This window comes from Bosea sp. F3-2 (genome assembly GCF_008253865.1).
In the GTDB taxonomy this organism is placed as follows: Bacteria; Pseudomonadota; Alphaproteobacteria; order Rhizobiales; family Beijerinckiaceae; genus Allobosea.
Genome location: NZ_CP042331.1, coordinates 5484924 through 5507237, shown reverse-complemented (window position 1 = coordinate 5507237; position 22314 = coordinate 5484924). Strand labels below are relative to the sequence as shown.

Here is a 22314-nt window from a genome sequence, read left to right as displayed (position 1 = left end):
CGGCTCAGCTCAGCAGGCGATAGAGCATCATCGCGAGGCCAACGAACGAAGCCGTCCAGACGAGGGTGCGAAGCACCGGGACGCCTGCTGCATAGAGCGCGACATACACAACCCGCGCGGCGAGGTAGATCCAGGCGCCCGTCGCAGCGCTGCCACCGGCCTTGCCGGTGATCGTGAGCGCTAGCGCCAGCGCGACGAAGGCCGGATAGGTTTCGAGCAGATTGTCGAGCGCCCGCTTGAGCCGCCGCGAGGCGATGTTCTGCGGTTCGCGCGGCTCGTCGCGCGGGCTGAAAAGATAGCCCGGTCCGAGGTCAGCCGCGGTGCCGGCCTGCAGGACGATCTGGACAAGCAGGAGCAGCACGCTCCAGCCGAGAACGGTGATTTCGGTCGTCATAGGCAATGCGGTCATGGCTCACTCCAGCCTGGGGAGGAGGAGAGTGACAGCTTGTTCAGCCCAGGCCAATCCGTTCGGGGCGCTCACAACGGCGCGTTGAAAGCCCAGACATGGCCGAAGGGGTCGCGCAGCCGTCCGTAGCGGGCGCGCGATGATCGATCGAGATGATAGCGCGCGACTCCCCTCCCCCTTGTGGGGAGGGGATGGGGTGGGGGTCGAAAAGCAGGGGCGATCGACGGGGAGGTGGTTTCGGCGCTGCTGCCACGGCATTGATCTGCCGCCGATCACCAAGCGGCACCACCCCCAACCCCTCTCCCCTCCCCACAAGGGGGAGGGGAAGCGCGCGCATGACCGGCGTGGCGGTTCAACCTAAGTGCGGAATGCCTCTACCCCTGCGCCAACGGCGCGTTGAAAGCCCAGACATGGCCGAAGGGATCGCGCAGGCGGCCATAGCGGGCGCCCCAGAAGACGTCGCTCGCCGGCATGAAGACGTCGGCGCCGGCGGCCTCGGCCTTCGCGAGGGAAGCGTCGACATCGGCCGGCGCAGCCAGGTTGATGTTGATGGCGACGCCCGTGCCCTTCAGGCTCGACGGCGCCATGACATGGCCGCCGAATTCCGGGAACTCGTCATGCAGCATGATCTCGCTGCCGAAGAGGGCGAGGTTGGCGTGCATCACCCGCTCGCCATCCTCGGCCATCTGCATGCGAGTGCAGGTCGCGCCGAACGCGTTCTCATAGAAGGCGATCGCCGCCTTGCCGCCCTTGACGCAGAGATGCGGCTGCAGCGGCGGGACATTCGGTTGAAAAGCCATGGCCTGTCTCCTCCTGCCCCGCAGCCGCGGGTTTGCTGTCTCAGAGATCCAGCACGAGGCGCGCCGGATCCTCAAGGCCTTCCTTGATGCGGACGAGGAAGGTCACGGCTTCCTTGCCGTCGATGATGCGGTGGTCGTAGCTGACCGCAAGATACATCATCGGGCGGATCTCGATCTTGCCGCCGACGACGACCGGACGCTCCTGGATCTTGTGCATGCCCAGGATCGCCGACTGCGGCGCGTTCAGGATCGGGGTCGACATCAGCGAGCCGTAGACGCCGCCATTCGAGATCGTGAAGGTGCCGCCCTGCATCTCCTCAATCTTGAGCTGGCCGTCACGGGCCTTCTTGCCGAACTCGCCGATCTTCTTCTCGACGCCGGCGATCGAAAGCGCGTCCGCATCGCGCACCACCGGAACCACCAGGCCCTTCTCGGTGCCGACGGCGACGCCGATGTGGTAGTAGTTCTTGTAGATGATGTCGGTGCCGTCGATCTCGGCGTTGACCGCCGGAATTTCCTTCAGCGCCTGGACGCAGGCCTTCACGAAGAAGCCCATGAAGCCGAGCTTCACGCCGTGCTTCTTCTCGAACACGTCCTTGTACTGGTTGCGCAGCGCCATGACGTTGGTCATGTCGACCTCGTTGAAGGTCGTCAGCATCGCGGCGTTGGACTGGGCTTCCTTGAGGCGGCGCGCGATGGTCTGGCGCAGCTTCGTCATCTTGACGCGCTCTTCGCGCGACGCATCGTCCGGCGCCGAGGGGGCGCGGAGCTGGACCGGAGCCGGCTGAGCGGCCGGAGCGACGATGCCGCCGGTCGCGATCGCGGCAAGCATGTCACCCTTGGTCACGCGGCCGTCCTTGCCCGAAGCCGGGACCGAGGAGGCGTCGATGCCGCTCTCGGCGGCGAGACGCGCCACGGCCGGGCCGGAATCGGCGGCCTTGGTCGCAGCCGCCTTCGGAGCCTCGGCGGCCGGAGCCGGCGCAGCGGCGGCTGGCTTGGCCTCCGCCTTCGGCGCAGGCACCGCAGCGGCGGCCACGCCGCCATCGGCGATCGAGCCGAGCAGCGCGTTGACGCCGACCGTCTCGCCTTCCTTGGCGACGATCTCGCCGAGCACGCCGGCGGCCGGGGCGTTGACCTCCAGCGTCACCTTGTCGGTTTCCAGCTCGACGAGAGGCTCGTCGGCCTTCACCGCCTCGCCCGGCTTCTTGAACCACTTGCCGATCGTCGCTTCCGAGACGGATTCGCCGAGTGTTGGTACGCGGATTTCGGTGGCCATTGTCCTCAGTCCCTTCCGGGCCTCTCTCTGATTCAAGCGCTGTTTCGCGCGGAGCTTTGCGCGTCGCGCAGGATCAGCGACGGCATCGGGTGGATTTCGAAACGGAAGCCGAGCCCGGCGCGGATCACCGGGTCGCCTTCCGTCAGCATTCTGATCTCATCTTCGCCGCTCGCCTCGGCGACGCCAAGCCCCCAGGCTCCGGCAGGATCGAGCACCGGCCCGAAGGCGATGGCGATGCCCCGCGCGGCCTGCTCACGCCAATAGGTGCCGTGCTCCTGCATCAGGCGCAGCTCCTCGGCCGAGGCATCGCCCGGGAAGCCCGGCCGGGGCGGCAGCAACCTGCAGAAGAAATAGGGCACGGGCGCGCTCCCTCAAGCCGCGAAGGCCTCGTCGAGGAAGGCGTTGAGCTGCGCGCTGTGCTTCGACATCAGGCCGGTCGCGGTCGCGGCCGAGGCCGGGCGGCCGACATAGCGCGGCCGCTTCGGCTTCGAGCCGGCATGGCCCAGCACCCATTCGAGATAGGGCTCGACGAAGGTCCAGGAGCCCATGTTCTTCGGCTCCTCCTGGCACCACACCACATCGGCGGCCTTGAAGCGCGCGAGTTCCTGCGCCAGCGTCTTCAGCGGGAACGGATAGAGCTGCTCGACGCGCATCAGATAGACGTCGTCGACGCCGCGCTTCTCGCGCTCCTCGAGCAGATCGTAATAGACCTTGCCGGTGCAGAGCACGACGCGACGGATCTTCGCGTCCTTGACGAGCTTGGTGGTCGACTTGCCGCGCTCGGCATCATCATGCAGCACGCGGTGGAAGGTCGAGCCCTCGGCCAGCTCGCTGAGGTCGGAGACGCAGCGCTTGTGGCGCAGCAGCGACTTCGGCGTCATCAGGATCAGCGGCTTGCGGAAGTCGCGCTTCAGCTGCCGGCGCAGGATGTGGAAGTAGCTCGCCGGCGTCGAGCAGTTCGCCACCTGCATATTGTCCTCGGCGCACATCTGCAGGAAGCGCTCGAGGCGGGCCGAGGAGTGCTCCGGACCCTGGCCCTCATAGCCATGCGGCAGCAGGCAGACGAGGCCGGACATGCGCAGCCACTTGCGCTCGCCCGAGGAGATGAACTGGTCGAACACGACCTGCGCACCGTTGGCGAAGTCGCCGAACTGCGCCTCCCACATCGTCAGCGCGTTCGGCTCCGACAGCGAGTAGCCATATTCGAAGCCGAGCACCGCCTCTTCCGAGAGCATCGAGTTGATGACCTCGTAGCGGGACTGGTCCTCGCGGATATTGTTCAGCGAGGTGTGGCGCGCCTCCGTCTCCTGGTCGATCAGGACGGAGTGGCGCTGCGAGAAGGTGCCGCGCTCGCAATCCTGGCCGGAGAGGCGGACCGGGTTGCCGTCGAGCAGCAGCGAACCGAAAGCCAGCGCCTCCGCGGTTGCCCAATCGATACCCTCGCCGCTCTCGACCGCCTTCTTGCGGTTGTCGAGGAAGCGCTGGATCGTGCGGTGCACGTTGAAGCCGGCCGGAACTGCGGTGATCTTCTCGGTGATCTCCTTCAACGTCTCAGCCGGCACGCCGGTGGCGCCACGGCGCGGATCGTCCTCGTCGGCGCGGATCGCCTTCATGCCGGCCCAGCGGCCGTCGAGCCAGTCCGCCTTGTTCGGCTTGAAAGCCTGGCCTGCGTCGAACTCGACCTCGAGCCGCGCCTTCCAGGCCGCGCGCATCTCGTCGAGCTCGCCAGCGTTGATCACGCCCTCGCCCTCGAGCTTGGCGCCATAGAGCTCCAGCGTCGTCTTGTGGCCGCGGATCTTGCGGTACATCAGCGGCTGGGTGAAGCCCGGCTCGTCGCCTTCGTTATGGCCGAAGCGGCGATAGCAGAACATGTCGATCACGACCGGCTTGTGGAACTTCTGCCGGAACTCGATCGCGACCTTGGCGGCGAACACGACCGCCTCCGGATCGTCGCCGTTCACATGGAAGACCGGCGCCTCGACCATCTTCGCCACGTCGGACGGATAGGGCGAAGAGCGCGAATAGCGCGGATAGGTGGTGAAGCCGATCTGGTTGTTGATGATGAAGTGCAGCGAACCGCCGGTGCGGTGGCCCTTCAGCCCGGAAAGGCCGAGGCACTCCGCCACCACGCCCTGGCCGGCGAAGGCCGCGTCACCGTGGATCAGCAGCGGCAACACCTTCGAGCGCTCGACGATGTCGCCGAACTGGTCCTGCTTGGCGCGCACCTTGCCGAGCACGACGGGGTCGACGATCTCTAGATGCGATGGGTTGGCGGTCAGCGAAACGTGGACGTTGTTGCCGTCAAACTCGCGGTCGGACGAAGCACCGAGATGGTACTTCACGTCGCCCGAACCCTCGACATCGTCTGGGGCGAAGGAACCGCCCTTGAATTCGTGGAACAGCGCGCGGTGCGGCTTGCCGAGCACCTGGGTCAGCACGTTGAGGCGGCCGCGATGGGCCATGCCGAAGACGATGTCGCGCACGCCGAGCGAGCCGCCGCGCTTGATGATCTGCTCCAGTGCCGGAACCAGCGATTCACCGCCGTCGAGGCCGAAGCGCTTGGTGCCGGTGAATTTCAGGTCAAGGAACTTCTCGAAGCCCTCGGTCTCGACCAACTTGTTGAGGATCGCCTTCTTGCCTTCCTTGGTGAAGGCGATCTCCTTGTCCGGCCCCTCGATGCGCTCCTGCAGCCAGGCCTTCTGCTCGGGGTCGGAGATGTGCATGAACTCGATGCCGACCGTGCCGCAATAGGTCCGCTGCAGCACCGCGACCATCTCGCGGATGGTGGCGAACTCCATGCCGAGCACGTTGTCGATGAAGATCTTGCGGTCGAGATCGGCCTCGCCGAAGCCGAAGGCGGCCGGCGACAGCTCCTCGGGATCGTTGCGGCTCTCGATGCCGAGCGGGTCGAGCTTGGCATGGAGATGGCCGCGCATGCGGTAGGCGCGGATCAGCATGATCGCGCGCACGGAATCGCGCGTCGCCTGCTGGACATCGGCGGGAGAGAGCGTCGTGCCGGCGGCCTTGGCCTTGGCACCGAGCTTGTCGGAGACGACCTTCTCGACCACGGCCCAGTTGCCGTCGAGCGCCGAGATCAGCTCGCCATTGGCGGCGACCGGCCAGTTCGGCTTCTTCCAGGAGGCGCCCTTGGCGTTCTCCAGCACCGACTGCTTGTCGTCCTGCAGCGCCCCGAAGAAGCTCTGCCACTGCTCGTCGACCGACTTCGGGTCGGCCTCGTAGCGGGCGTAGAGATCCTCGATGTAAGCCGCGTTGCCGCCGTAGAGGAACCCGGTCTGCGCGAGAGCCTCGTTGATATCCTGGCGAGCCATGATGCTCCTGCCTTCCTTCACCGCTTGCGATAGGCCCGGACCCTTGCCCGGGCCTCCTTCAGTCTGCCGTCATGCTCGGGCTTGACCCGAGCATCTCTTGTCATTCGGGCGTCACGGCCGCCGGGACGAGATGGTCGGGTCGAGCCCGACCATGACGTGCTCCGGCGCCCCGGCCGCCTTCAGCCCTTCAACACCTCGACCAAGGTCTTTCCAAGGCGCGCCGGCGAGGGCGAAACCCGGATGCCGGCCGCTTCCATCGCCGCGATCTTGTCCTCGGCGCCGCCCTTGCCGCCCGAGATGATCGCGCCGGCATGGCCCATGCGGCGGCCCGGAGGCGCCGTGCGGCCGGCGATGAAGCCGACCATCGGCTTCTTGCGCCCGCGCTTGGCCTCGTCCTTGATGAACTGCGCCGCGTCCTCCTCGGCCGAGCCGCCGATCTCGCCGATCATCACGATCGAGTGGGTCTTGTCGTCGGCGAGGAACATCTCGAGCATGTCGATGAACTCGGTGCCCTTGACCGGGTCGCCGCCGATGCCGACGGCGGTCGTCTGGCCGAGGCCCTCGTTCGTGGTCTGGAACACCGCCTCATAGGTCAGCGTGCCTGACCGCGAGACGATGCCGACCGAGCCGGGCTTGAAGATGTTCGCCGGCATGATGCCGATCTTCGACTCGCCGGCCGTGACGACGCCCGGGCAGTTCGGCCCGATCAGCCGCGTCTTGGAGCCGATCAGCGAGCGCTTGACGCGCACCATGTCGAGCACCGGGATGCCCTCGGTGATGCAGATGACGAGCGGAATCTCGGCATCGATCGCCTCGCAGATCGCGTCCGCGGCGCCCGGAGGCGGCACATAGACGACCGAAGCGGTGGCGCCGGTCTGCTCCTTGGCTTCGGCGACCGTGTCGAAGACGGGCAGGCCGAGATGAACCGAGCCGCCCTTCCCCGGCGAGGTGCCGCCGACCATCTGCGTGCCATAGGCGATCGCCTGCTCGGAGTGGAAGGTGCCGTTCTTGCCGGTGAAGCCCTGGCAGATGACCTTGGTGTTCTTGTCGATCAGGATGGACATGTCTGCTCCTCAGGCCTTCTTGACCGCGGCGACGATCTTCTGCGCCGCATCGTCGAGGTCGTCGGCGGGGATGACGTTGAGGCCGGATTCGCGGATGATCTGCTTGCCTTCCTCGACATTCGTGCCTTCGAGGCGAACGACCAGCGGAACCTGAAGGCCGACGGCCTTCACCGCCGCGAGCACGCCGCGGGCAATGACGTCGCACTTCATGATGCCGCCGAAGATGTTGACGAGGATGCCCTTCACCTTCGGGTCGGCGGTGATGATCTTGAACGCCGCCGTCACCTTCTCCTCGGAGGCGCCGCCGCCGACGTCCAGGAAGTTCGCCGGCGATTCACCGTATAGCTGGATGATGTCGAGCGTCGCCATGGCGAGGCCGGCACCGTTGACCATGCAGCCGATCGTGCCGTCGAGCGCGATATAGGCGAGGTCATACTTCGAAGCCTCGATCTCCTTGGCGTCCTCCTCGGTCTCGTCGCGCAGGGCGACGACGTCCGGGTGGCGGTAGAGCGAGTTGGAATCGAAATTCACCTTCGCGTCGAGGCACTTGATCTGGCCCTGCTTGGTCACGATCAGCGGGTTGATCTCGAGCATCGCCATGTCCTTGGCGACGAAGGCGTTGTAGATCTGGGTCAGAACCGTGCCGGCCTGCTTGGCGAGGTCGCCGGTCAGCTCCAGCGCCTTTGCGACGGTGCGGCCGTGATGCGGCATGATGCCGGTGGCGGGATCGACAGAGAAGGTCAGGATCTTCTCGGGCGTGTCGTGGGCGACAGCCTCGATGTCCATGCCACCCTCGGTCGAGACGACGAAGGCGATGCGCGAGGTCTCACGGTCGACCAGCGCCGAGAGGTAGAACTCCTTCTCGATGTCCGAGCCGTCCTCGATATAGAGGCGGTTCACCTGCTTGCCGGCCGGGCCGGTCTGCACGGTGACGAGGGTGTTGCCGAGCATCTCCTTGGCGAAGGCCTCGACCTCCTCGACCGATTTGGCAAGGCGCACGCCGCCCTTGGCATCGGCGGGCAGTTCCTTGAACTTGCCCTTGCCGCGGCCACCGGCGTGGATCTGCGACTTCACGACGTAAAGCGGACCCGGCAGCTTCTTGGCGGCCTCGACCGCCTCCGTCACCGACAGTGCCGGGAAGCCGGCCGAAACGGGCGCGCCGAATTCCTTGAGAATGGCTTTGCCCTGGTATTCGTGGATGTTCATCCGGTAGCTCCTGACTGGGCTTTGGAAAAAGAGGGGCCGGAACCGGGCACCGTACCCCAGCTGGTCGAAGACGGCGAAACCCCGGCGCGAGCGGCCCTCGCGGCCGATTGCGTGGCCGAGGATTTCGATGATAGGACGGAACAATCAGACTGAAGATCTGATTGGAGGATCAACCTATGCCGATGTCGTATTCCTGCATCAACATCGATTCCGTTCGCTCCGCGCGGACCGAGCGAGAACCCTACAACTACTTGGTGGCCAGCAACGTCATCTTGCCGGGGGCTGTCGACAACTTGCGCAGCGATTTCCCCAACATTCGCGAGTCGGGCTACCACCCCGAGGAAGACCTCGACCGGCATGGCGCCTTCGCGAAACTCCTTGAGGAGATGAAGGGCCGCGAGATGTCCGAGATCGTCTCCGAAAAGCTCGACATCGACCTCGTCGACAAGCCGAAGATGATCACGATCCGCAAGCTCTCCGCCGCGAAGGATGGACGCATCCATACCGACAGCGAGTCGAAGATCGCGACCCTGCTCGTCTATCTCAACGACGCCTGGCAGGACTCGCCCGCCGGACGCCTGCGGGTGCTCTACAACGGCACCGACTTCGAGAACATGAAGGAGGAGATCAGCCCGGTCACCGGCTCGCTCTTCGCGTTCCGTCGCGCGGACAACTCCTGGCACGGGCACACATCCTTCGTCGGCGAGCGGCGCGTCGTCCAGATGACCTGGCTCAGAAGCCAGGCCGACGTCGAGCGCAAGAAGAGCCGCGGCTCCTTCACCCACCTTGTCAAGAAGGTGCTGCATCTCGGGTGACGGCCGCAGCTGTCCCCCGATAACCTGCTGCTTATGTGCCTGCGCCCGGCGCATCGCTCGCCTTAGCCGGCCAGCGATGCGTCGACGCCCTTGCAGGCGTCGACGAGGCCCTGCACCGAGGCGACCGACTTCGCCAGCATCTCCTTCTCGGCGCCATTGAGGCGGATCTTCACGACCCGCTCGACGCCCTTGGCGCCGATCACCACCGGCACGCCGACGAACATGTCCTTCACGCCGTACTGGCCCTTGAGATAGGCCGCGGCCGGCAGGACGCGCTTCTGGTCCTTGAGGTAGCTCTCCGCCATCGCGATGGCGGAAGCAGCCGGCGCGTAGAAGGCCGAGCCGGTCTTGAGCAGGTTGACGATCTCGCCGCCGCCCTTGCGGGTGCGCTCGACGATGGCGTCCAGCTTCTCCTGCGTCGTCCACTTCATCTTGACGAGGTCCGGCAGCGGGACGCCGGCGACGCCCGAGTAGCGGACCAGCGGTACCATGTCGTCGCCATGGCCGCCGAGCACGAAGGCCGAGACGTCCTTGACCGAAACCTGGAACTCCTCGGCGAGGAAATGGCGGAAGCGGGCGGAGTCGAGCACGCCGGCCATGCCGCAGATCATGTTCGGCTTGATGCCCGAGAATTTCTGGAGCGCCCAGACCATGGCGTCGAGCGGGTTGGTGATGCAGATCACGAAGGCCTTCGGCGCATACTGCTTGATGCCCTCGCCGACCGACTTCATCACCTTCAGGTTGATGCCGATCAGGTCGTCGCGGCTCATGCCGGGCTTGCGCGGCACGCCGGCGGTGACGATCACGACGTCGGCGCCCTTGATGTCCTCATAGGTGTTCGTGCCCTTGTAGCCGGCGTCGAAGCCGTCGACCGGAGCGGACTCGGCGATGTCGAGGCCCTTGCCCTGCGGGATGCCCTCGGCGATGTCGAACAGGACGACGTCCCCCAGTTCCTTGAGGCCGGCGAGGTGGGCGAGCGTGCCACCGATCTGGCCGGAGCCGATGAGGGCGATCTTCTTACGGGCCATTGCCTAGTCCTTTTGTTTCTGGCGCTACCATCGACACCGGCAGTTGCCGGCTTCGGGATTCAAAATGCCTTGGCTCTGCGGCAGGCCGGGGGGCCGGCCGAACCGTGCGTTCCTTTGGCCCAAACCGGGCTTTTGCCGCAACCCTTGCCCGAAAAGCGGCTTTTCTCGGGCGTTGGACGCAGATGGGACGATCTGCGCGAAGCCAAGCTCGATTTTTCAAAGACTTATCGAAAGTCGCCTCGCCCACCCAGTTCCGTTTGGGATAAAAAGCACAAGTTACAATTTACAGAGATTGTAATTCGTAACCAGATTATTCACACGATCCCACTGCCGAGCACCCGCAGGATCACCCGGATCAAGGTGGACAGCCGCGTGTCCACCGAGGCCTGCGGCACGTCGGCTTCCAGCGCCAACGAGGCAGGGTGAATGAAGCGGTTCGTCGCATCGATGACGAAGGCGACGGCGCGCTCGCGGTCGCGCGGCTCGAAGACGCCCGTTGCGACCCCCTCGTCGACGACACGCTCGAACAGGGCCCTCACCCGCGTGCGGTTGCGCCGGCTGATGGCATGGCGCTTGGCGACGGCCAGCGACAGCGCCGCGAAGAGATGCGGGTCTTCCTGCAACAGGTCGCGATTGGCCTTGGCCAGCGCCAGGATCAGCCGTTCGAGCTTGTCGTCAGCCGGGTCGGGGCCATCGGCGATGTCCGCGAGCTTGCGCTCGGTCGCCTTCAGCCAGACATCGACCACGGCGTCGATCAGCGCCACGCGCGAGGGAAAGTAGCGGTAGACATTGGCATGGGTCATGCCCGCCTCTTCCGCCACGGCGACGACGGTGAAGCGCTTCAGCCCGAACTTGCGCAGATGCTCGCTGGCGACCGAAAGGATGCGGGTCTCGCTCGGCTCGCGCTGCGGCATGGCTCATAGGTCTCCCGGAGCGGGGCACCCCACCGCCGTCATTCCGGGGCATCGCGCAGCGATGAGCCCGGAACCCATGAACACCGGCGTCCACGCGGGAGGCACCTCGCAGGCTGCGGCCCGATTTCGAACGGCGTGTTCATGGGTTCCGGGCTCGCCCTTCGGGCGCTCCGGAATGACGGCAGGGATCTGAGCTCGCCTCACGCTCACGTCTCCACCAGCCCCGTTGTATCGCCGCTCGCCACCGAATCCGGCCTTCCATGCGGCAGCGCGAGATAATCCTCCGAGCGCATCTCGATCAGCCGCGAGACGGTGCGGTCGAACTCGAAGGCCTCGCGCCCCTGCTTCGCATGGTAGAGTTCATGCGGCTCTGCCGCCGCCGAGGCGACGAGCTTCACATGGTGCTCGTAGAGCGTGTCGATCAGGATGATGAAGCGCTTGGCCTCGTTGCGCCGGTCGTAATCGAGGATCGGAATGTCGTCGAGCACCAGCGTATGGAAGCGCTGCGCCAGGGCGATGTAGTCCGAGGCTCCATAGGCCTGGGAGCACAGATCGGTGAAGTGCGCCCGCGCCACGCCGTCCGCCGCATGCGGCACGACGAGCTCGTGGCCCTGCACGCTCAGCACTGCCTTATGCCCGTGGGCCGCGCCGGAAATCGCCTTGAAGACGGTATCGAGAGCGGCCCTGGCCTTCGCATCGGCGGGCACATGGTAGACCGGCGCGCCGCCGAGCTTCTCCAGCCGGAAATCGGTGCGAGCGTCGAGCTTGAGAACCTCGACCTTGCTCTGCAGCAGCTGGATGAAGGGCAGGAACAGCGCCCGGTTGAGCCCGCCCTCATAGAGGCGGGACGGCTCGACATTGGAGGTTGCCACCACGACGATACCGGCGGCGAAGAGCGCCGTGAACAGCCGCCCGAGGATCATCGCATCGGCGATGTCGGTCACCGTGAACTCGTCGAAGCAGAGCAGATAGGCTTCTTCCGCGAGATCTGCCGCAACCGGTGCGATCGGATCGGAATCCTTGACCTCGCCGCTCTTGATCTTCTGCCGGTAGGCGTTGATGCGGCGGTGGACGTCGGCGAGGAACTCGTGGAAATGCACGCGGCGCTTGCGCTTCACCGGCGCAGCCTCGAAGAACATGTCCATCAGCATGGTCTTGCCGCGGCCGACCGAGCCCCAGATATAGAGCCCCTTCGGCGCCTGCGCCGTATCCGGCTTCTTGCCGAAGAGCCAGCCCAGCGCGCTGCCCTTGCGCGCGAGGCGGCGGGCGGCCAGCGCCGCCGTCAGCGCCTCGAGCTTCTTCACCGCCGCCACCTGCGCCGGATCGCGCTCGATGGCGCCCGCCTCGACCAGGGCGGCGTAACGGTCGGTGATCGAGACTGTCATGGCGGCAGGCGGTGGCGATCCGGAAAAGACCAGACCGGGTTACGGCAGCACCGCCGCCACCGCAACCCCGCTCGGGAGAGCTTCAGCAGAACGCCGTCATTCCGGACAAGCGGCGAAGCCGCGCAGATCCGGAATCCATCATAGGGCGCCGTGCGCTCTCCGACGGATTCCGGGTCTCCGCTTCGCTGCGCCCGGAATGACAGCGTGGTCGTTGCGTGGCAGCAAGGCTGAGGGCCTCACCACCCAGACGGCTTACTTGCCCTGGTTGACCGTGATCGGCTTCACCGCGTTGTCGAGCAGGCCGTACTTCTGGATCAGCGCGTCATAGGTGCCGTTCGCCTGCAGGCGATCGAGCGCGGCCTTGACGGCGTCGCGCAGCTGCGTGCCCTCGGCCGTCTTGGCGAAGGGGATGCCGGAGAGCGAGCTGGTAAAGGGCTTGCCGAGCGGGATGTAGGTGTTCGGCTCCAGCTTCTGGAAATGGCTCATCGTCTCGCTGCCCTGGACGCCGCCCTGCAGGCGCTGCGTCTTGAGCTGGGTGCGGGCATCGACCGAGCCCTCGGTGCCGACCACGTTGATCGCCGGCTTGCCCTTGGCGACGCAGTTCGCATCGCTCCACTCGCCGATCTGCTTCGGCCAGTTGGTCGAGCGGCTGGCGCCGACGCTCTTGCCGCAGAGATCCTCCGGGGTCTTGATCGTGTCCTTGAAAGCCGTGACCGTGTAGAACTGCGCGCCGGAATCCAGATAGTCGATGAAGTCCGCGGTCTCGCGGCGCGCCGGCAGGTCGCTCATGCCGGCCATGACTGCATCGACGCGGCCGGTCTGCAGCGAGGGCAGCATCTGGGCGAAGGCGGTCTCCTGCCACTCGACCTTGAGGCCGAGCTCCTTGGCGATGGCCTCGCCCAATTCGATGTCAAAGCCGGCGAGCTGGTTGGTCGCCACGTCCTTGAAGGCGATCGGCGGATAATTCGGCTGGGTCGCGATCACGATCTTGCCGGCGGTCTTGATGCGGTCCGGCAGGGCCTGGGCCTGCGCGGTGAGCGCTGTGCCGGCGAGCAGGGCCGCGGCAATGGTCAAACGAAGCATGGGTCTCTCCCTGTTATGAACCTTGAAGCATTGCGCGAAAAACTGGGAACCGGCTTTTCGCTTAAAGCAATGCGTTGAACTCCAAGAATCTCGCTGTCGTCACTTCAGGACAGCGGCGATGAAGTCGCGCGTGCGCGCCTGTTTCGGCGCGACGAGAACGGTCTGCGGCGGCCCCTGCTCGACGATCTCGCCCTTGTCCATGAAGACGACGTCGTTGGCCACTTCGCGGGCGAAGCCGAGCTCATGCGTGACCACGATCATCGTCATGCCGGAGGCCGCGAGATCGCGCATCACGCCCAGCACCTCGCCGACGAGCTCGGGGTCGAGCGCCGAGGTCGGCTCGTCGAACAGCATCAGCTTCGGCTTCATCGCCAAGGCACGGGCGATGGCAATGCGCTGCTGCTGCCCGCCCGAGAGCTCGCTCGGATAGGAATCGCGCTTGTCGGCAAGGCCGACGCGCTCCAGCAATGCCATCGCCTCGGCGACGATCTCCTTGCGCGGCCGCTTCAGCACGGTGAGCGGCCCCTCGATGATGTTCTGCAGCGCCGTCATGTGGTTGAACAGGTTGAAGCGCTGGAAGACCATGCCGGTGACGAGGCGCTGGCGCGCGATCTCCGGATCGGTCAGCTCGTGTAGCTCGTCGCCGACGCGGCGATAGCCGATCAGCTCGCCATCGACGCGGATCGCGCCCTGGTCGATCTTCTCGAGCTGGTTGATGCAGCGCAGCAGCGTCGACTTGCCCGAACCCGATGGCCCGATGATGCACTGGACCATGCCGGGCTCGATCGAGAGCGACACGTCGTTCAGCGCCTTAAGGTCACCGAAGAACTTGCTGACATTGGCGATTGTAACGATCGCACTATCGGCCACGGCCGTGTTCGCCACCGCGTTCATGCCGGTTCCTCCTGCACCGCGGCGCGCTTGGTGCGCCGCCCTCCCCGCCCCTTCGAGAAGTGGCGTTCGAGGAAATACTGTCCGATCTGCAGAAGCGTCACCACGAGCAGATACCAGCCGGCGGCGACGATCAGCAATTCGATGACGCGGGCATTGGCGTAGTAGATCGTCTGCGCGTTGCGCAGGATCTCGGCATACTGGATCACGCTCGCCACCGAGGTCAGCTTGACCATGCTGATCACCTCGTTGCCGACCGGCGGGATGATGACGCGCATCGCCTGCGGCAGCACGATCCGGCGCAGCGTCGTCAGCCGGGTCATGCCGATCGCCTTGGCGGCTTCGGTCTGGCCGGTGTCGACGGAGAGGATGCCGCCGCGCACCACCTCGGCGGTGTAGGCGCCCTGGTTCATGCCGAGCCCGAGCAGCGTCGCCATGAACGGGCCGATCACATCGATCGTGCGCCAGGAGAACAGGCCGGGAATGCCGATGGTCGGGAAGACCAGCGCCAGGTTGAACCAGATCAGGAGCTGCAGCAGCAGCGGCGTGCCGCGGAAGAACCAGATGTAGAACAGCGCCACGCTGCGCAGCACCGGGTTCGGCGACATGTACATGATCGCGAAGATCACACCGAGCACGATGCCGAGCGCCATGGCGCAGACGGTCATGATCAGCGTGTTGCCGAGGCCCGAGAGGATCGCCGGCGCGGTGAAGAACTGTCGGACCACCGGCCAGGCGATATCACCCTCGACGAAGGCCATCACCACCCAGGCGAGGATGGCGAGGATGATCGCTGACGCGACCCAGCGCCCGTAAAAGCGCCGCGGCACGATTCTCAGATGCGAGACCTGGGCGAGGTCGCGGCGGCTGATCGGCGAAGTGGCGACGCTCATTGGCCCGTCTCCCGGCTCCAGGTTTCGAGGGCGGCAAGCTTGTCGCGGAAGCGGGCGATCTGTTCGCGCACGCGCTCGGGCGCGGTGCCGCCATGGCCGCTGCGCGCGGCGACCGCGGCATCGAGCGTCAGATGGTCGAGCACCCCGGCATCGAGCCGCGGATCGACCGCCCTGAGGTCGACCGCATCGAGCGACTCCAGCTCCCGGCCCATTTCCTCGCAATAGCGCACCAGCGCCCCCGTGATCTCATGCGCCTCGGCGAAAGGCACGCCCTTGCGGGCGAGATGATCCGCCACCTCGGTCGCCAGCGCGAAACCGGAACCGGCCTGGGCGCGCATTGTCTTGGCGTCGGCGCTCATGCTGGCGATCAGCCCGGCGAAGGCCGGCAGCACCTCTTCCAGCACGTCAACGGCGTCGAAGGCAGCGTGCTTGTCCTCGGCGAGGTCGCGGTTATAGGAAAGCGGCAGCCCCTTCAACGCTCCGAGCATGGCGACGAGATCGCCGGTCAGCCGCGCCGCCCGGCCGCGCGAGATTTCCGCGATATCCGGGTTCTTCTTCTGCGGCATGATCGAGGAGCCGGTGGCGAAGGCGTCGTCCAGCGTCACCCAGGCGAATTGCCGGGAGGCCCACAGCGTCACCTCCTCGGCGAGCCGCGACAGGTTCGTCGCCAGCATGGCGGCGACGAACAGGAACTCCGCGACATGGTCGCGCGCACCGACCGCATCGACCGAATTCTCGAACGGCCCGTCATAGCCGAGCGCCTTGGCGCTGAGTTCGGGATTGAGCGTGATCGCCGAGCCGGCGAGCGCTGCCGCACCGAGCGGGGACTGGCCGGAGCGCTTCTCCCAGTCGGTCAGGCGCGAAGCGTCGCGCATTAACACCTGGCCATGCGCCATCAGCCAGTGGCCGAAGGTGACCGGCTGGGCGCTCTGGAGATGGGTGAAGCCGGGGCTGACCGAAGCTGCGTGCAGTTCGGCCTGATCGGCGATGGCGTCGAGCAGCTCCGCCAGCATTCCCGCCAGCGCGCGCGATTTCGCACGCAGATAGAGCTTGAGGTTGTTGGCGGCCTGGTCGTTGCGCGAGCGCCCGGCCCGCAGCTTGGCGCCGGTCGAGCCGATCCGCTCGGTCAGGATGCGCTCGATGAAGGTATGGACATCCTCGTCCTGCGGCCCCGGTGCGATCCGACCTTCGACCGTGTCCCGCGCGATCGCATCGAGCGCGGTCAGAATGGTGTCGAGTTCCTGCGTCGTCAGCAGTCCCGCGCGTCCGAGTTCGGCGGCGTGCGCCTTGCCGCCCGCGACATCCTGCGGCACCAGCCTGGCGTGCTCGCCGGCCGCGCTCGACAGCTTCATCAGCCGTGGATCCGGCGGCTTGCGGAAGCGTCCGCCCCACAGGCGGGTCGTCTGGTTCATGATGCTTGGTCCTCCCTTAGGGAAGAATGGCCTCTTGACCGAGACGCCAGCAAACGAAACGATCTCCGCCGCGATAGTCCAAAAAGGAATACCCCATGGCCGCCGGCCGGCCTCCCCCGTCATCGACCGCGCTGCGGGCTTTCACCACGGTTGCGAGGTTGGGCTCGACCGCCCGCGCCGCCCTGGTCGTCAACCTGACCCAGAGTGCCGTCTCCAAGCAGATCCTGTCGCTGGAACACCATCTCGGCACCGTGCTGTTCGACCGCAGCCCGCTCGGACTCAAGCTGACCGAAGCCGGCGCGATCTACCTGCCCTATGCCGAAGCGGCGCTGGAGCAGATGGAGCGTGGCGCCAGGCGCCTGGCCGAGCGCGCAGCCATCGCCCGGCCAATCCGGCTGCATATGGTCGCAATCGTCGGCGAGCGCTGGCTGATGGCCCGCTTTCCCGCCTTCGCTGCGGCGCATCCCGGCGTCGACGTCCAGTTCACCAACTATGTCAGCGAGAGCGAGACTGAAGAGCCGGATATCGAGATCGCTCATGGCGTTCCGCCCTGGCCCGGCAAGGAGGCGCACTACCTGTTCGGCCGCGACGTCGCCCTCGTCGCCGCGCCTGGCCTCGTGGAGCGCATGGGCGGCTTTCGTCGCGCCGCCGACATCCAGAAGATGACGCTGCTGCAGCATTTCCAGATGCCGACCTTCTGGGCCGAGTTCACCGAGGCGCACGACCTGCGTGGTGCCGTGCCGGAGCATACCGTACGCTACGGCTATTACTCCGTCATCATCAGCGCCGCCGTCGCGGGTTTGGGCGTCGCGCTGACGCCGCGCTGCTACGTGGCGGACGAGTTGGCCTCGGGCGCGCTCGTCAACCCGCTCGGCCTCGGCTTCACCAGCGCGACGGGCTGCTGGCTCACGCACCCGCTGGGCCAGCCTCATCGCCCCGGCCTCGATGAATTCATCGGCTGGCTGCGCTCCGAGGCATCCCGGTTCGACGCCGCCACCCGTGCTCCCGTGGCGGCCTGATCATCGCAGGAAACTTCAACTCTTGCTCCGCGTTGTCTTGAGCAAGGAGGAGCCATGTTCACCATTCTGCCTGCCCCTGACCATGTCGGCGCCTACCGCCTGTCGCAGACGCTGACCAGCGACGATCTCGATGGGATCGTGGCCGATATCGAGGCGAAGCTCGCACGACACGAGAAAGTCGGCATCCTCGCCGACCTCACCGATTTCACCGATATGACATTGGCTGCCGCCTGGAAGGATGCGCGCTACAGCCTCGGCAAGCTCTGGGAGCTGCAACGCTTCCCGCGCGAGGCGGTGATCACCGACAGGGGCTGGCTCACCGCCTTCGTCGACCTGCTCAACCCCGCGATCCCCTTCGTGACCGTCCGCACATTCAAACCGGAGGAGTACGAAACGGCGCTGACCTGGGCCGGTGACATCGAGGGCGGACCGAATGCCTGACTGACAGGAGGACGCCATGCCCGCCCACAAACACAGGTGGTCGGCCGATATCACCAGCAGGAGCAACGCGCTCGATCTCGAGAAGGCCGTGTTCAAGCAAGGCGATCCGCGACGGATCGCGCGTTCGCTGAAGCGGTCGGCCGAACACAGCCGCCGGCGCAAGTCGAGCCCCTACCGTTCGGCGATGTCGATGCTGACCTTCTACATCAACCGCGCCGGCCGGAAGCTGACGGCCGAACGGCGAAAGACGCTGGAAGCGGCCAAGCATAGCTTGCGCCGCCTCTTCCACCGCGACGGCTGAGGCTCCCTGCCGGAATCCTTCAGGGATCATCCTGAAGAGGGATTCTCACGGAGACCTGCCACCCTTGCGGGCCGGATCGTGCCCATGGTGGCTGTCGCGCTCGCCACCGCCTCCCGAAACGCGAGAGTGCTGCCGTTTTTCATCGTCGGCCGGCGGCTTGCGGATCTCCGGCGGTTTCTTCGCATTCTGATGGGCGGCGCCGGGGCCACCATGCCGGATGGTTTGCGGCGCCTTGGTCGAGGTCGACATTAGGCAGCCTCCTCAACGGTCCTGCTGGAACCCCTGATGGGTCGTGTTGATGCGGGTATTGCCCTGCTGGCCCTGCTGGTCAGGCTGGCTCGGCCGGCGCTCGCCACCCCTGGCGCTACGCACATCCCGCTCCACATGATCCGGCCCGCCCGGGCCCTTGTCGCTTCGACTGGCCGGCGGGATGGGCGGCATCTTGCTCACGGCGACCTCCTCTGGCTCGCGTTGACATTCAGGATCAACGCGAGCGGGGAGGCAAGGTTCACCGCAAGTTGCGAATGAGGGTGCAGCTGGAGCGCCGCTCAGCTGCGCGCGAAAGTCTCGTCGAAGGCGTAGCCGGCGCCGCGCACCGTACGCAGCGGATCCTTGGAGTTGGCGGGCGTGATCGCCTTGCGCAGCCGGCCGACATGGACGTCGACGGTGCGCTCGTCGATATAGACGTCACGGCCCCAGACGGCGTCGAGGAGCTGCGCGCGCGAGTAAACGCGGCCCGGCGCCTGCATCAGGAATTCCAGCAGCCTGAACTCGGTCGGGCCGAGATGCAGTTCGCTGCCGGCGCGGCGGACCCGCCGCGTGGTGCGATCGAGTTCGAGGTCGCCGGCGGCGAGCAGTCCTGCAACATGGCCAGGCTTGGCGCGGCGCAGCAGAGCCTGGATGCGCGCGATCAGTTCCGGCAACGAAAACGGCTTCACCACATAGTCGTCGGCGCCGGTCGCGAGCCCGCGCACGCGCTCGGTCTCCTCGCCGCGTGCGGTCAGCATGATGATCGGCACGCGCTCGGTATCGCGCCGCGAGCGCAGCCGGCGGCAAAGCTCGATGCCGGAGAGGCCCGGCAGCATCCAGTCGAGCAACACGAGATCGGGCGTGTGATCGCGCAGATGCAGTTCGGCATCGTCCCCGCGCGCAACGCTATCCACCGCGAAGCCCTCGGCTTCGAGGTTGTAGCGCAGCAGCAGGGTCAATGGCTCCTCGTCCTCGACGATCAGGATGCGTGCGGCCATGGCGCGGTTCCGATTGGGTTTGTTCTGACGAAGGGCGCAGGGAATCCCTCCCCCTTGTGGGGAGGGGCAGGGGTGGGGGGCGAACGACCGGGCGAGCGCTCACCAGGCGGGACGCCCCCCATCCCCATACCCTTCCCCACATCGAAGTCGGCTGTTGCCGACTTCGACATCAGGAAATGCCCATCTCGGGTAAGCCCGAGATGGGTGGGGAAAGAAGGAGCCTTCCTCGGCCCGCGGCTCACAATCCGCAATCGTCCCCTCCAACCTAGCTGCCCGTGACCGCCTCGACTTCGATATTGGTCGTGTCGAGCTTCGGCCGGTTCACGTCGAGCGAGTCGCCGGTGATGAGATAATGGATCGTCTCGGCGATGTTGGTGGTGTGGTCGCCGATGCGTTCGATGTTCTTGGCGCAGAACAGCAGATGCGTGCAGAAGGTGATGTTGCGCGGATCTTCCATCATGTAGGTCAGGAGTTCGCGGAACAGCGAGGTGTAGAGCGCGTCGATTTCGTCGTCGCGGCGCCAGACCTCGAGCGCCTTTTGCTCGTTGCCGGCGGCATAGGCGTCAAGCACGTCCTTGAGCTGCGCCTGTACGAGGCGGCTGATGTGCTCGAGCCCGACCACCGCGCGATGCGGCGGCTGGAACTGGCCGGCGATGGCGACGGCGCGCTTGGCGATGTTCTTGGCGAGATCGCCGACGCGCTCGATGTCGGCGGCGATGCGGATCGCCGAGATCAGTTCGCGCAGGTCGTTGGCGAGCGGCTGGCGCCGGGCGATGGTCAAAACCGCCTTTTCCTCGACCTCGCGCTGGAGGTTGTCGAGGCGCTGGTCGGCGGTGATGATCTTCTGGGCAAGGCCGGTATCGCGGCGCACCAGCGCCACGGTGGAGTCGCCGAGCATGCGTTCGGCCATGCCGCCCATTTCGGCGAGGCTGCGGCGGATGCCTTCGAGATCGGTGTCGTAGGAACGGACGATGTGGTCGGTCATGGCGTTGTCCTCCGGTGCATCGGCCCGAAAAACGGCAGGCGGTTTTCGGGAAAGCCGATGCAAAACAAAATGTCGCTCAGCCGAACCGGCCGGTGACGTAATCCTGCGTCTGCTTCTTGGCCGGGTTCATGAAGATGGTATTGGTCGGCGCGAATTCGACGACCTCGCCCAGATACATGAAGGCGGTGTACTGCGAGATGCGTGCCGCCTGCTGCATGTTGTGCGTCACGATGGCGATGGTGAAGTCGCTCTTCAGCTGCTCCAGCAGATCCTCGATCTTGCCGGTCGAGATCGGGTCGAGCGCCGAGGTCGGCTCGTCGAACAGAATCACCTCCGGCTTCTGCGCGATGGTGCGCGCGATGCACAGGCGCTGCTGCTGACCGCCGGAGAGGCCCATGCCGGAGCTCTTCAGCTTGTCCTTGACCTCGTCCCACAGCGCGGCGCGGCGCAGCGCGCCCTCGACGCGGTCGTCGAGCTCGGACTTCGGCGGCTTCTCGTAGAGGCGGATGCCGAAGGCGACGTTGTCGTAGATCGACATCGGGAACGGCGTCGGCTTCTGGAACACCATGCCGACGCGCGAGCGCAGCTCGTTCACGTCGACGTCGTTCGAGATGATGTTGCGCCCGTCGAGCATGATCTCGCCGGTGGCCTTCTGCTCCGGATAGAGCGAGTAGATCCGGTTGAAGATGCGCAGCAGGGTCGACTTGCCGCAGCCGGACGGGCCGATCAGCGCCGTGACGTGCCGGTCGCGGAAATCGAGATTGATGTTCTTCAGCGCCTTGTGCTCGCCGTAGTAGAAATCGAGGTTCTTCACCGCGATCCGGATGGGAGCCTCGGCATCGAGCGTCTGCGGGGAGAGTTCAAGGGTCGAAAGCATCGACATGGTCCTCAAGGTCGGGCGCGACCGGGTTGGATTCAAGTCTTATTTGCCACCGGCGACAATGCGGCGGGCAATGATCGAGAGCAGCAGGATCGAGATCGTGATGATCAGCGAGCCGGCCCAGGCGAGCTGCTGCCAGTTCTCGTAGGGAGCAGAGGCGAACTGGTAGATGGTGACGGGCAGGTTCGAGACGCCGCCGGCCAGCGAGGGCGAGAACCAGAAATTGTTGTTCAGTGCGGTGAAGAGCAGCGGCGCCGTCTCGCCGGCGATGCGGGCGAGCGCCAGCAGGATGCCGGTCACCATGCCCGCCTTGGCGGCGCGCCAGGTCACGCTGGTGATCACGACCGAAGGTGGCGCGCCGAGCGCGGCCCCCGCCTCGCGCAGCGGGCCGGGGACGAGGTTCAGCATGTCCTCGGTCGTGCGCACGATGACCGGGATCGCGATGATGCCGAGCGCCACGCCGCCGGCCCAGCCGGAATAGCCGCGGAAGGGCTCGACCAGGATGACGTAGACGAACAGGCCGATCAGGATCGACGGCGCCGAGAGCAGGATGTCATTGATGAAGCGGATCAGGTTCGCGAGCTGCGAGCCCTTGCCGTATTCGGCGAGCCAGGTGCCGGCCAGCACCCCGATCGGCGTCGCGATGGCGATGCCGAGGAAGGTCAGCACGAAGGAGCCGACGATGGCGTTGGCGAGGCCGCCACCTTCAGTTCCCGGACCGGGCGTGACCGCGGTGAAGGTGGCGAGCGAGAGCCCACCGATGCCCTTCACCAGCAGCATGCCGAGGATCCAGAACAGCACGAAGATGGCGCAGAAGGTGAAGGCCGTGGCGATGATCTTCATCAGCCGGTCGGCGGTGCGGCGGGACTGGCGCACGCGGCCCCAGGGGGTGTGGGGCAGTTCGCGGGGCGTGGTCGTCATGGTCATGGACGAAAGACC

The 22314-nt window shown here is 66.0% G+C and carries 24 protein-coding genes; 4 read left to right on the top strand and 20 right to left on the bottom strand.

Annotation, left to right across the window (positions count from 1 at the left end):
* Positions 1–4: 4 nt before the first annotated feature.
* From FQV39_RS25475 to sucC, 7 genes are all read right to left on the bottom strand, one after another.
* On the bottom strand, positions 5–409 hold the full coding sequence (locus tag FQV39_RS25475; protein ID WP_149132835.1) for an MAPEG family protein: 405 nt from the start codon (positions 407–409) through the stop codon (positions 5–7).
* A 371-nt stretch (positions 410–780) separates the two neighbouring features.
* On the bottom strand, positions 781–1206 hold the full coding sequence (locus FQV39_RS25470) for a VOC family protein (protein WP_149132834.1): 426 nt from the start codon (positions 1204–1206) through the stop codon (positions 781–783).
* A 40-nt stretch (positions 1207–1246) separates the two neighbouring features.
* A complete protein-coding gene (gene odhB / locus FQV39_RS25465) occupies positions 1247–2482 on the bottom strand; it encodes a 2-oxoglutarate dehydrogenase complex dihydrolipoyllysine-residue succinyltransferase (protein WP_149132833.1) in 1236 nt (411 codons plus the stop codon).
* Positions 2483–2514: 32 nt separating this feature from the next.
* On the bottom strand, positions 2515–2841 hold the full coding sequence (locus tag FQV39_RS25460) for a YciI family protein (protein ID WP_149132832.1): 327 nt from the start codon (positions 2839–2841) through the stop codon (positions 2515–2517).
* 12 nt (positions 2842–2853) lie between these two features.
* Positions 2854–5811 (bottom strand): 2-oxoglutarate dehydrogenase E1 component, encoded by a 2958-nt coding sequence (locus FQV39_RS25455; protein ID WP_149132831.1) that lies wholly within the window; start codon positions 5809–5811, stop codon positions 2854–2856.
* A 179-nt stretch (positions 5812–5990) separates the two neighbouring features.
* Positions 5991–6875 carry a succinate--CoA ligase subunit alpha gene (gene sucD, locus FQV39_RS25450; RefSeq protein WP_149132830.1) on the bottom strand — a complete coding sequence of 295 codons (885 nt, stop codon included), beginning with the start codon at positions 6873–6875 and terminating at the stop codon, positions 5991–5993.
* 9 nt (positions 6876–6884) lie between these two features.
* A complete protein-coding gene (sucC, locus tag FQV39_RS25445; RefSeq protein ID WP_149132829.1) occupies positions 6885–8081 on the bottom strand; it encodes an ADP-forming succinate--CoA ligase subunit beta in 1197 nt (398 codons plus the stop codon).
* Positions 8082–8257: 176 nt separating this feature from the next.
* Here sucC and FQV39_RS25440 point away from each other — a divergent pair, with 176 nt between their 5' ends.
* Complete coding sequence (locus FQV39_RS25440; protein ID WP_149132828.1) at positions 8258–8896, top strand: 2OG-Fe(II) oxygenase family protein; 639 nt, start codon at positions 8258–8260, stop codon at positions 8894–8896.
* A gap of 62 nt (positions 8897–8958) precedes the next feature.
* On the opposite strand, the gene mdh is transcribed toward FQV39_RS25440, so the two are convergent.
* The 7 genes from mdh to argH all read right to left on the bottom strand — a co-directional run bounded on the left by mdh (position 8959) and on the right by argH (position 16502).
* The gene (gene mdh / locus FQV39_RS25435) at positions 8959–9924 is read right to left on the bottom strand and encodes a malate dehydrogenase (RefSeq protein ID WP_149132827.1); all 966 of its coding nucleotides are present in this window, start codon (positions 9922–9924) and stop codon (positions 8959–8961) included.
* Positions 9925–10238: 314 nt separating this feature from the next.
* Positions 10239–10838: a TetR/AcrR family transcriptional regulator gene (locus FQV39_RS25430; protein WP_149132826.1), complete on the bottom strand. Its 600-nt coding sequence runs from the start codon at positions 10836–10838 to the stop codon at positions 10239–10241.
* A 206-nt stretch (positions 10839–11044) separates the two neighbouring features.
* The gene (gene zapE / locus FQV39_RS25425; RefSeq protein WP_149132825.1) at positions 11045–12223 is read right to left on the bottom strand and encodes a cell division protein ZapE; all 1179 of its coding nucleotides are present in this window, start codon (positions 12221–12223) and stop codon (positions 11045–11047) included.
* Positions 12224–12475: 252 nt separating this feature from the next.
* Positions 12476–13306, bottom strand: coding sequence for an ABC transporter substrate-binding protein (locus tag FQV39_RS25420; protein WP_149132824.1), 831 nt, complete (start codon positions 13304–13306; stop codon positions 12476–12478).
* A gap of 99 nt (positions 13307–13405) precedes the next feature.
* Positions 13406–14200, bottom strand: a complete 795-nt coding sequence (locus FQV39_RS25415) for an amino acid ABC transporter ATP-binding protein (protein WP_149132823.1) — start codon at positions 14198–14200, stop codon at positions 13406–13408.
* Entirely contained in the window at positions 14197–15090 is an 894-nt protein-coding gene (locus FQV39_RS25410; RefSeq protein WP_149132822.1) for an amino acid ABC transporter permease, read from the bottom strand. The genes FQV39_RS25415 and FQV39_RS25410 overlap by 4 nt, the downstream gene beginning before the upstream one ends.
* Entirely contained in the window at positions 15087–16502 is a 1416-nt protein-coding gene (argH, locus tag FQV39_RS25405; RefSeq protein WP_149132821.1) for an argininosuccinate lyase, read from the bottom strand. Before argH ends, FQV39_RS25410 begins: the two co-directional genes overlap by 4 nt.
* A 95-nt stretch (positions 16503–16597) precedes the next feature.
* On the opposite strand from argH, the gene FQV39_RS25400 reads away from it, so the two are divergent.
* Genes FQV39_RS25400 through FQV39_RS25390 form a run of 3 tightly spaced genes read left to right on the top strand, consistent with a single transcriptional unit; the run spans position 16598 to position 18263 of the window.
* Positions 16598–17521 (top strand): LysR family transcriptional regulator, encoded by a 924-nt coding sequence (locus FQV39_RS25400; protein WP_149132820.1) that lies wholly within the window; start codon positions 16598–16600, stop codon positions 17519–17521.
* Positions 17522–17575: 54 nt separating this feature from the next.
* Positions 17576–17962, top strand: coding sequence for a SpoIIAA family protein (locus FQV39_RS25395; protein WP_149132819.1), 387 nt, complete (start codon positions 17576–17578; stop codon positions 17960–17962).
* A 16-nt stretch (positions 17963–17978) separates the two neighbouring features.
* The gene (locus FQV39_RS25390; RefSeq protein WP_149132818.1) at positions 17979–18263 is read left to right on the top strand and encodes a DUF3175 domain-containing protein; all 285 of its coding nucleotides are present in this window, start codon (positions 17979–17981) and stop codon (positions 18261–18263) included.
* A gap of 45 nt (positions 18264–18308) precedes the next feature.
* Here FQV39_RS25390 and FQV39_RS25385 read toward each other — a convergent pair whose 3' ends face one another.
* The 6 genes from FQV39_RS25385 to pstA all read right to left on the bottom strand — a co-directional run bounded on the left by FQV39_RS25385 (position 18309) and on the right by pstA (position 22302).
* Positions 18309–18512: a hypothetical protein gene (locus FQV39_RS25385; protein WP_149132817.1), complete on the bottom strand. Its 204-nt coding sequence runs from the start codon at positions 18510–18512 to the stop codon at positions 18309–18311.
* Positions 18513–18524: 12 nt separating this feature from the next.
* On the bottom strand, positions 18525–18704 hold the full coding sequence (locus FQV39_RS25380; protein WP_149134034.1) for a hypothetical protein: 180 nt from the start codon (positions 18702–18704) through the stop codon (positions 18525–18527).
* Between the two features lie 107 nt (positions 18705–18811).
* The gene (phoB, locus tag FQV39_RS25375; protein WP_149132816.1) at positions 18812–19510 is read right to left on the bottom strand and encodes a phosphate regulon transcriptional regulator PhoB; all 699 of its coding nucleotides are present in this window, start codon (positions 19508–19510) and stop codon (positions 18812–18814) included.
* Between the two features lie 265 nt (positions 19511–19775).
* The gene (phoU, locus tag FQV39_RS25370; RefSeq protein ID WP_149132815.1) at positions 19776–20495 is read right to left on the bottom strand and encodes a phosphate signaling complex protein PhoU; all 720 of its coding nucleotides are present in this window, start codon (positions 20493–20495) and stop codon (positions 19776–19778) included.
* A 76-nt stretch (positions 20496–20571) separates the two neighbouring features.
* On the bottom strand, positions 20572–21378 hold the full coding sequence (pstB, locus tag FQV39_RS25365) for a phosphate ABC transporter ATP-binding protein PstB (protein WP_149132814.1): 807 nt from the start codon (positions 21376–21378) through the stop codon (positions 20572–20574).
* Positions 21379–21417: 39 nt separating this feature from the next.
* On the bottom strand, positions 21418–22302 hold the full coding sequence (pstA, locus tag FQV39_RS25360; protein ID WP_149132813.1) for a phosphate ABC transporter permease PstA: 885 nt from the start codon (positions 22300–22302) through the stop codon (positions 21418–21420).
* Positions 22303–22314: the final 12 nt, after the last annotated feature.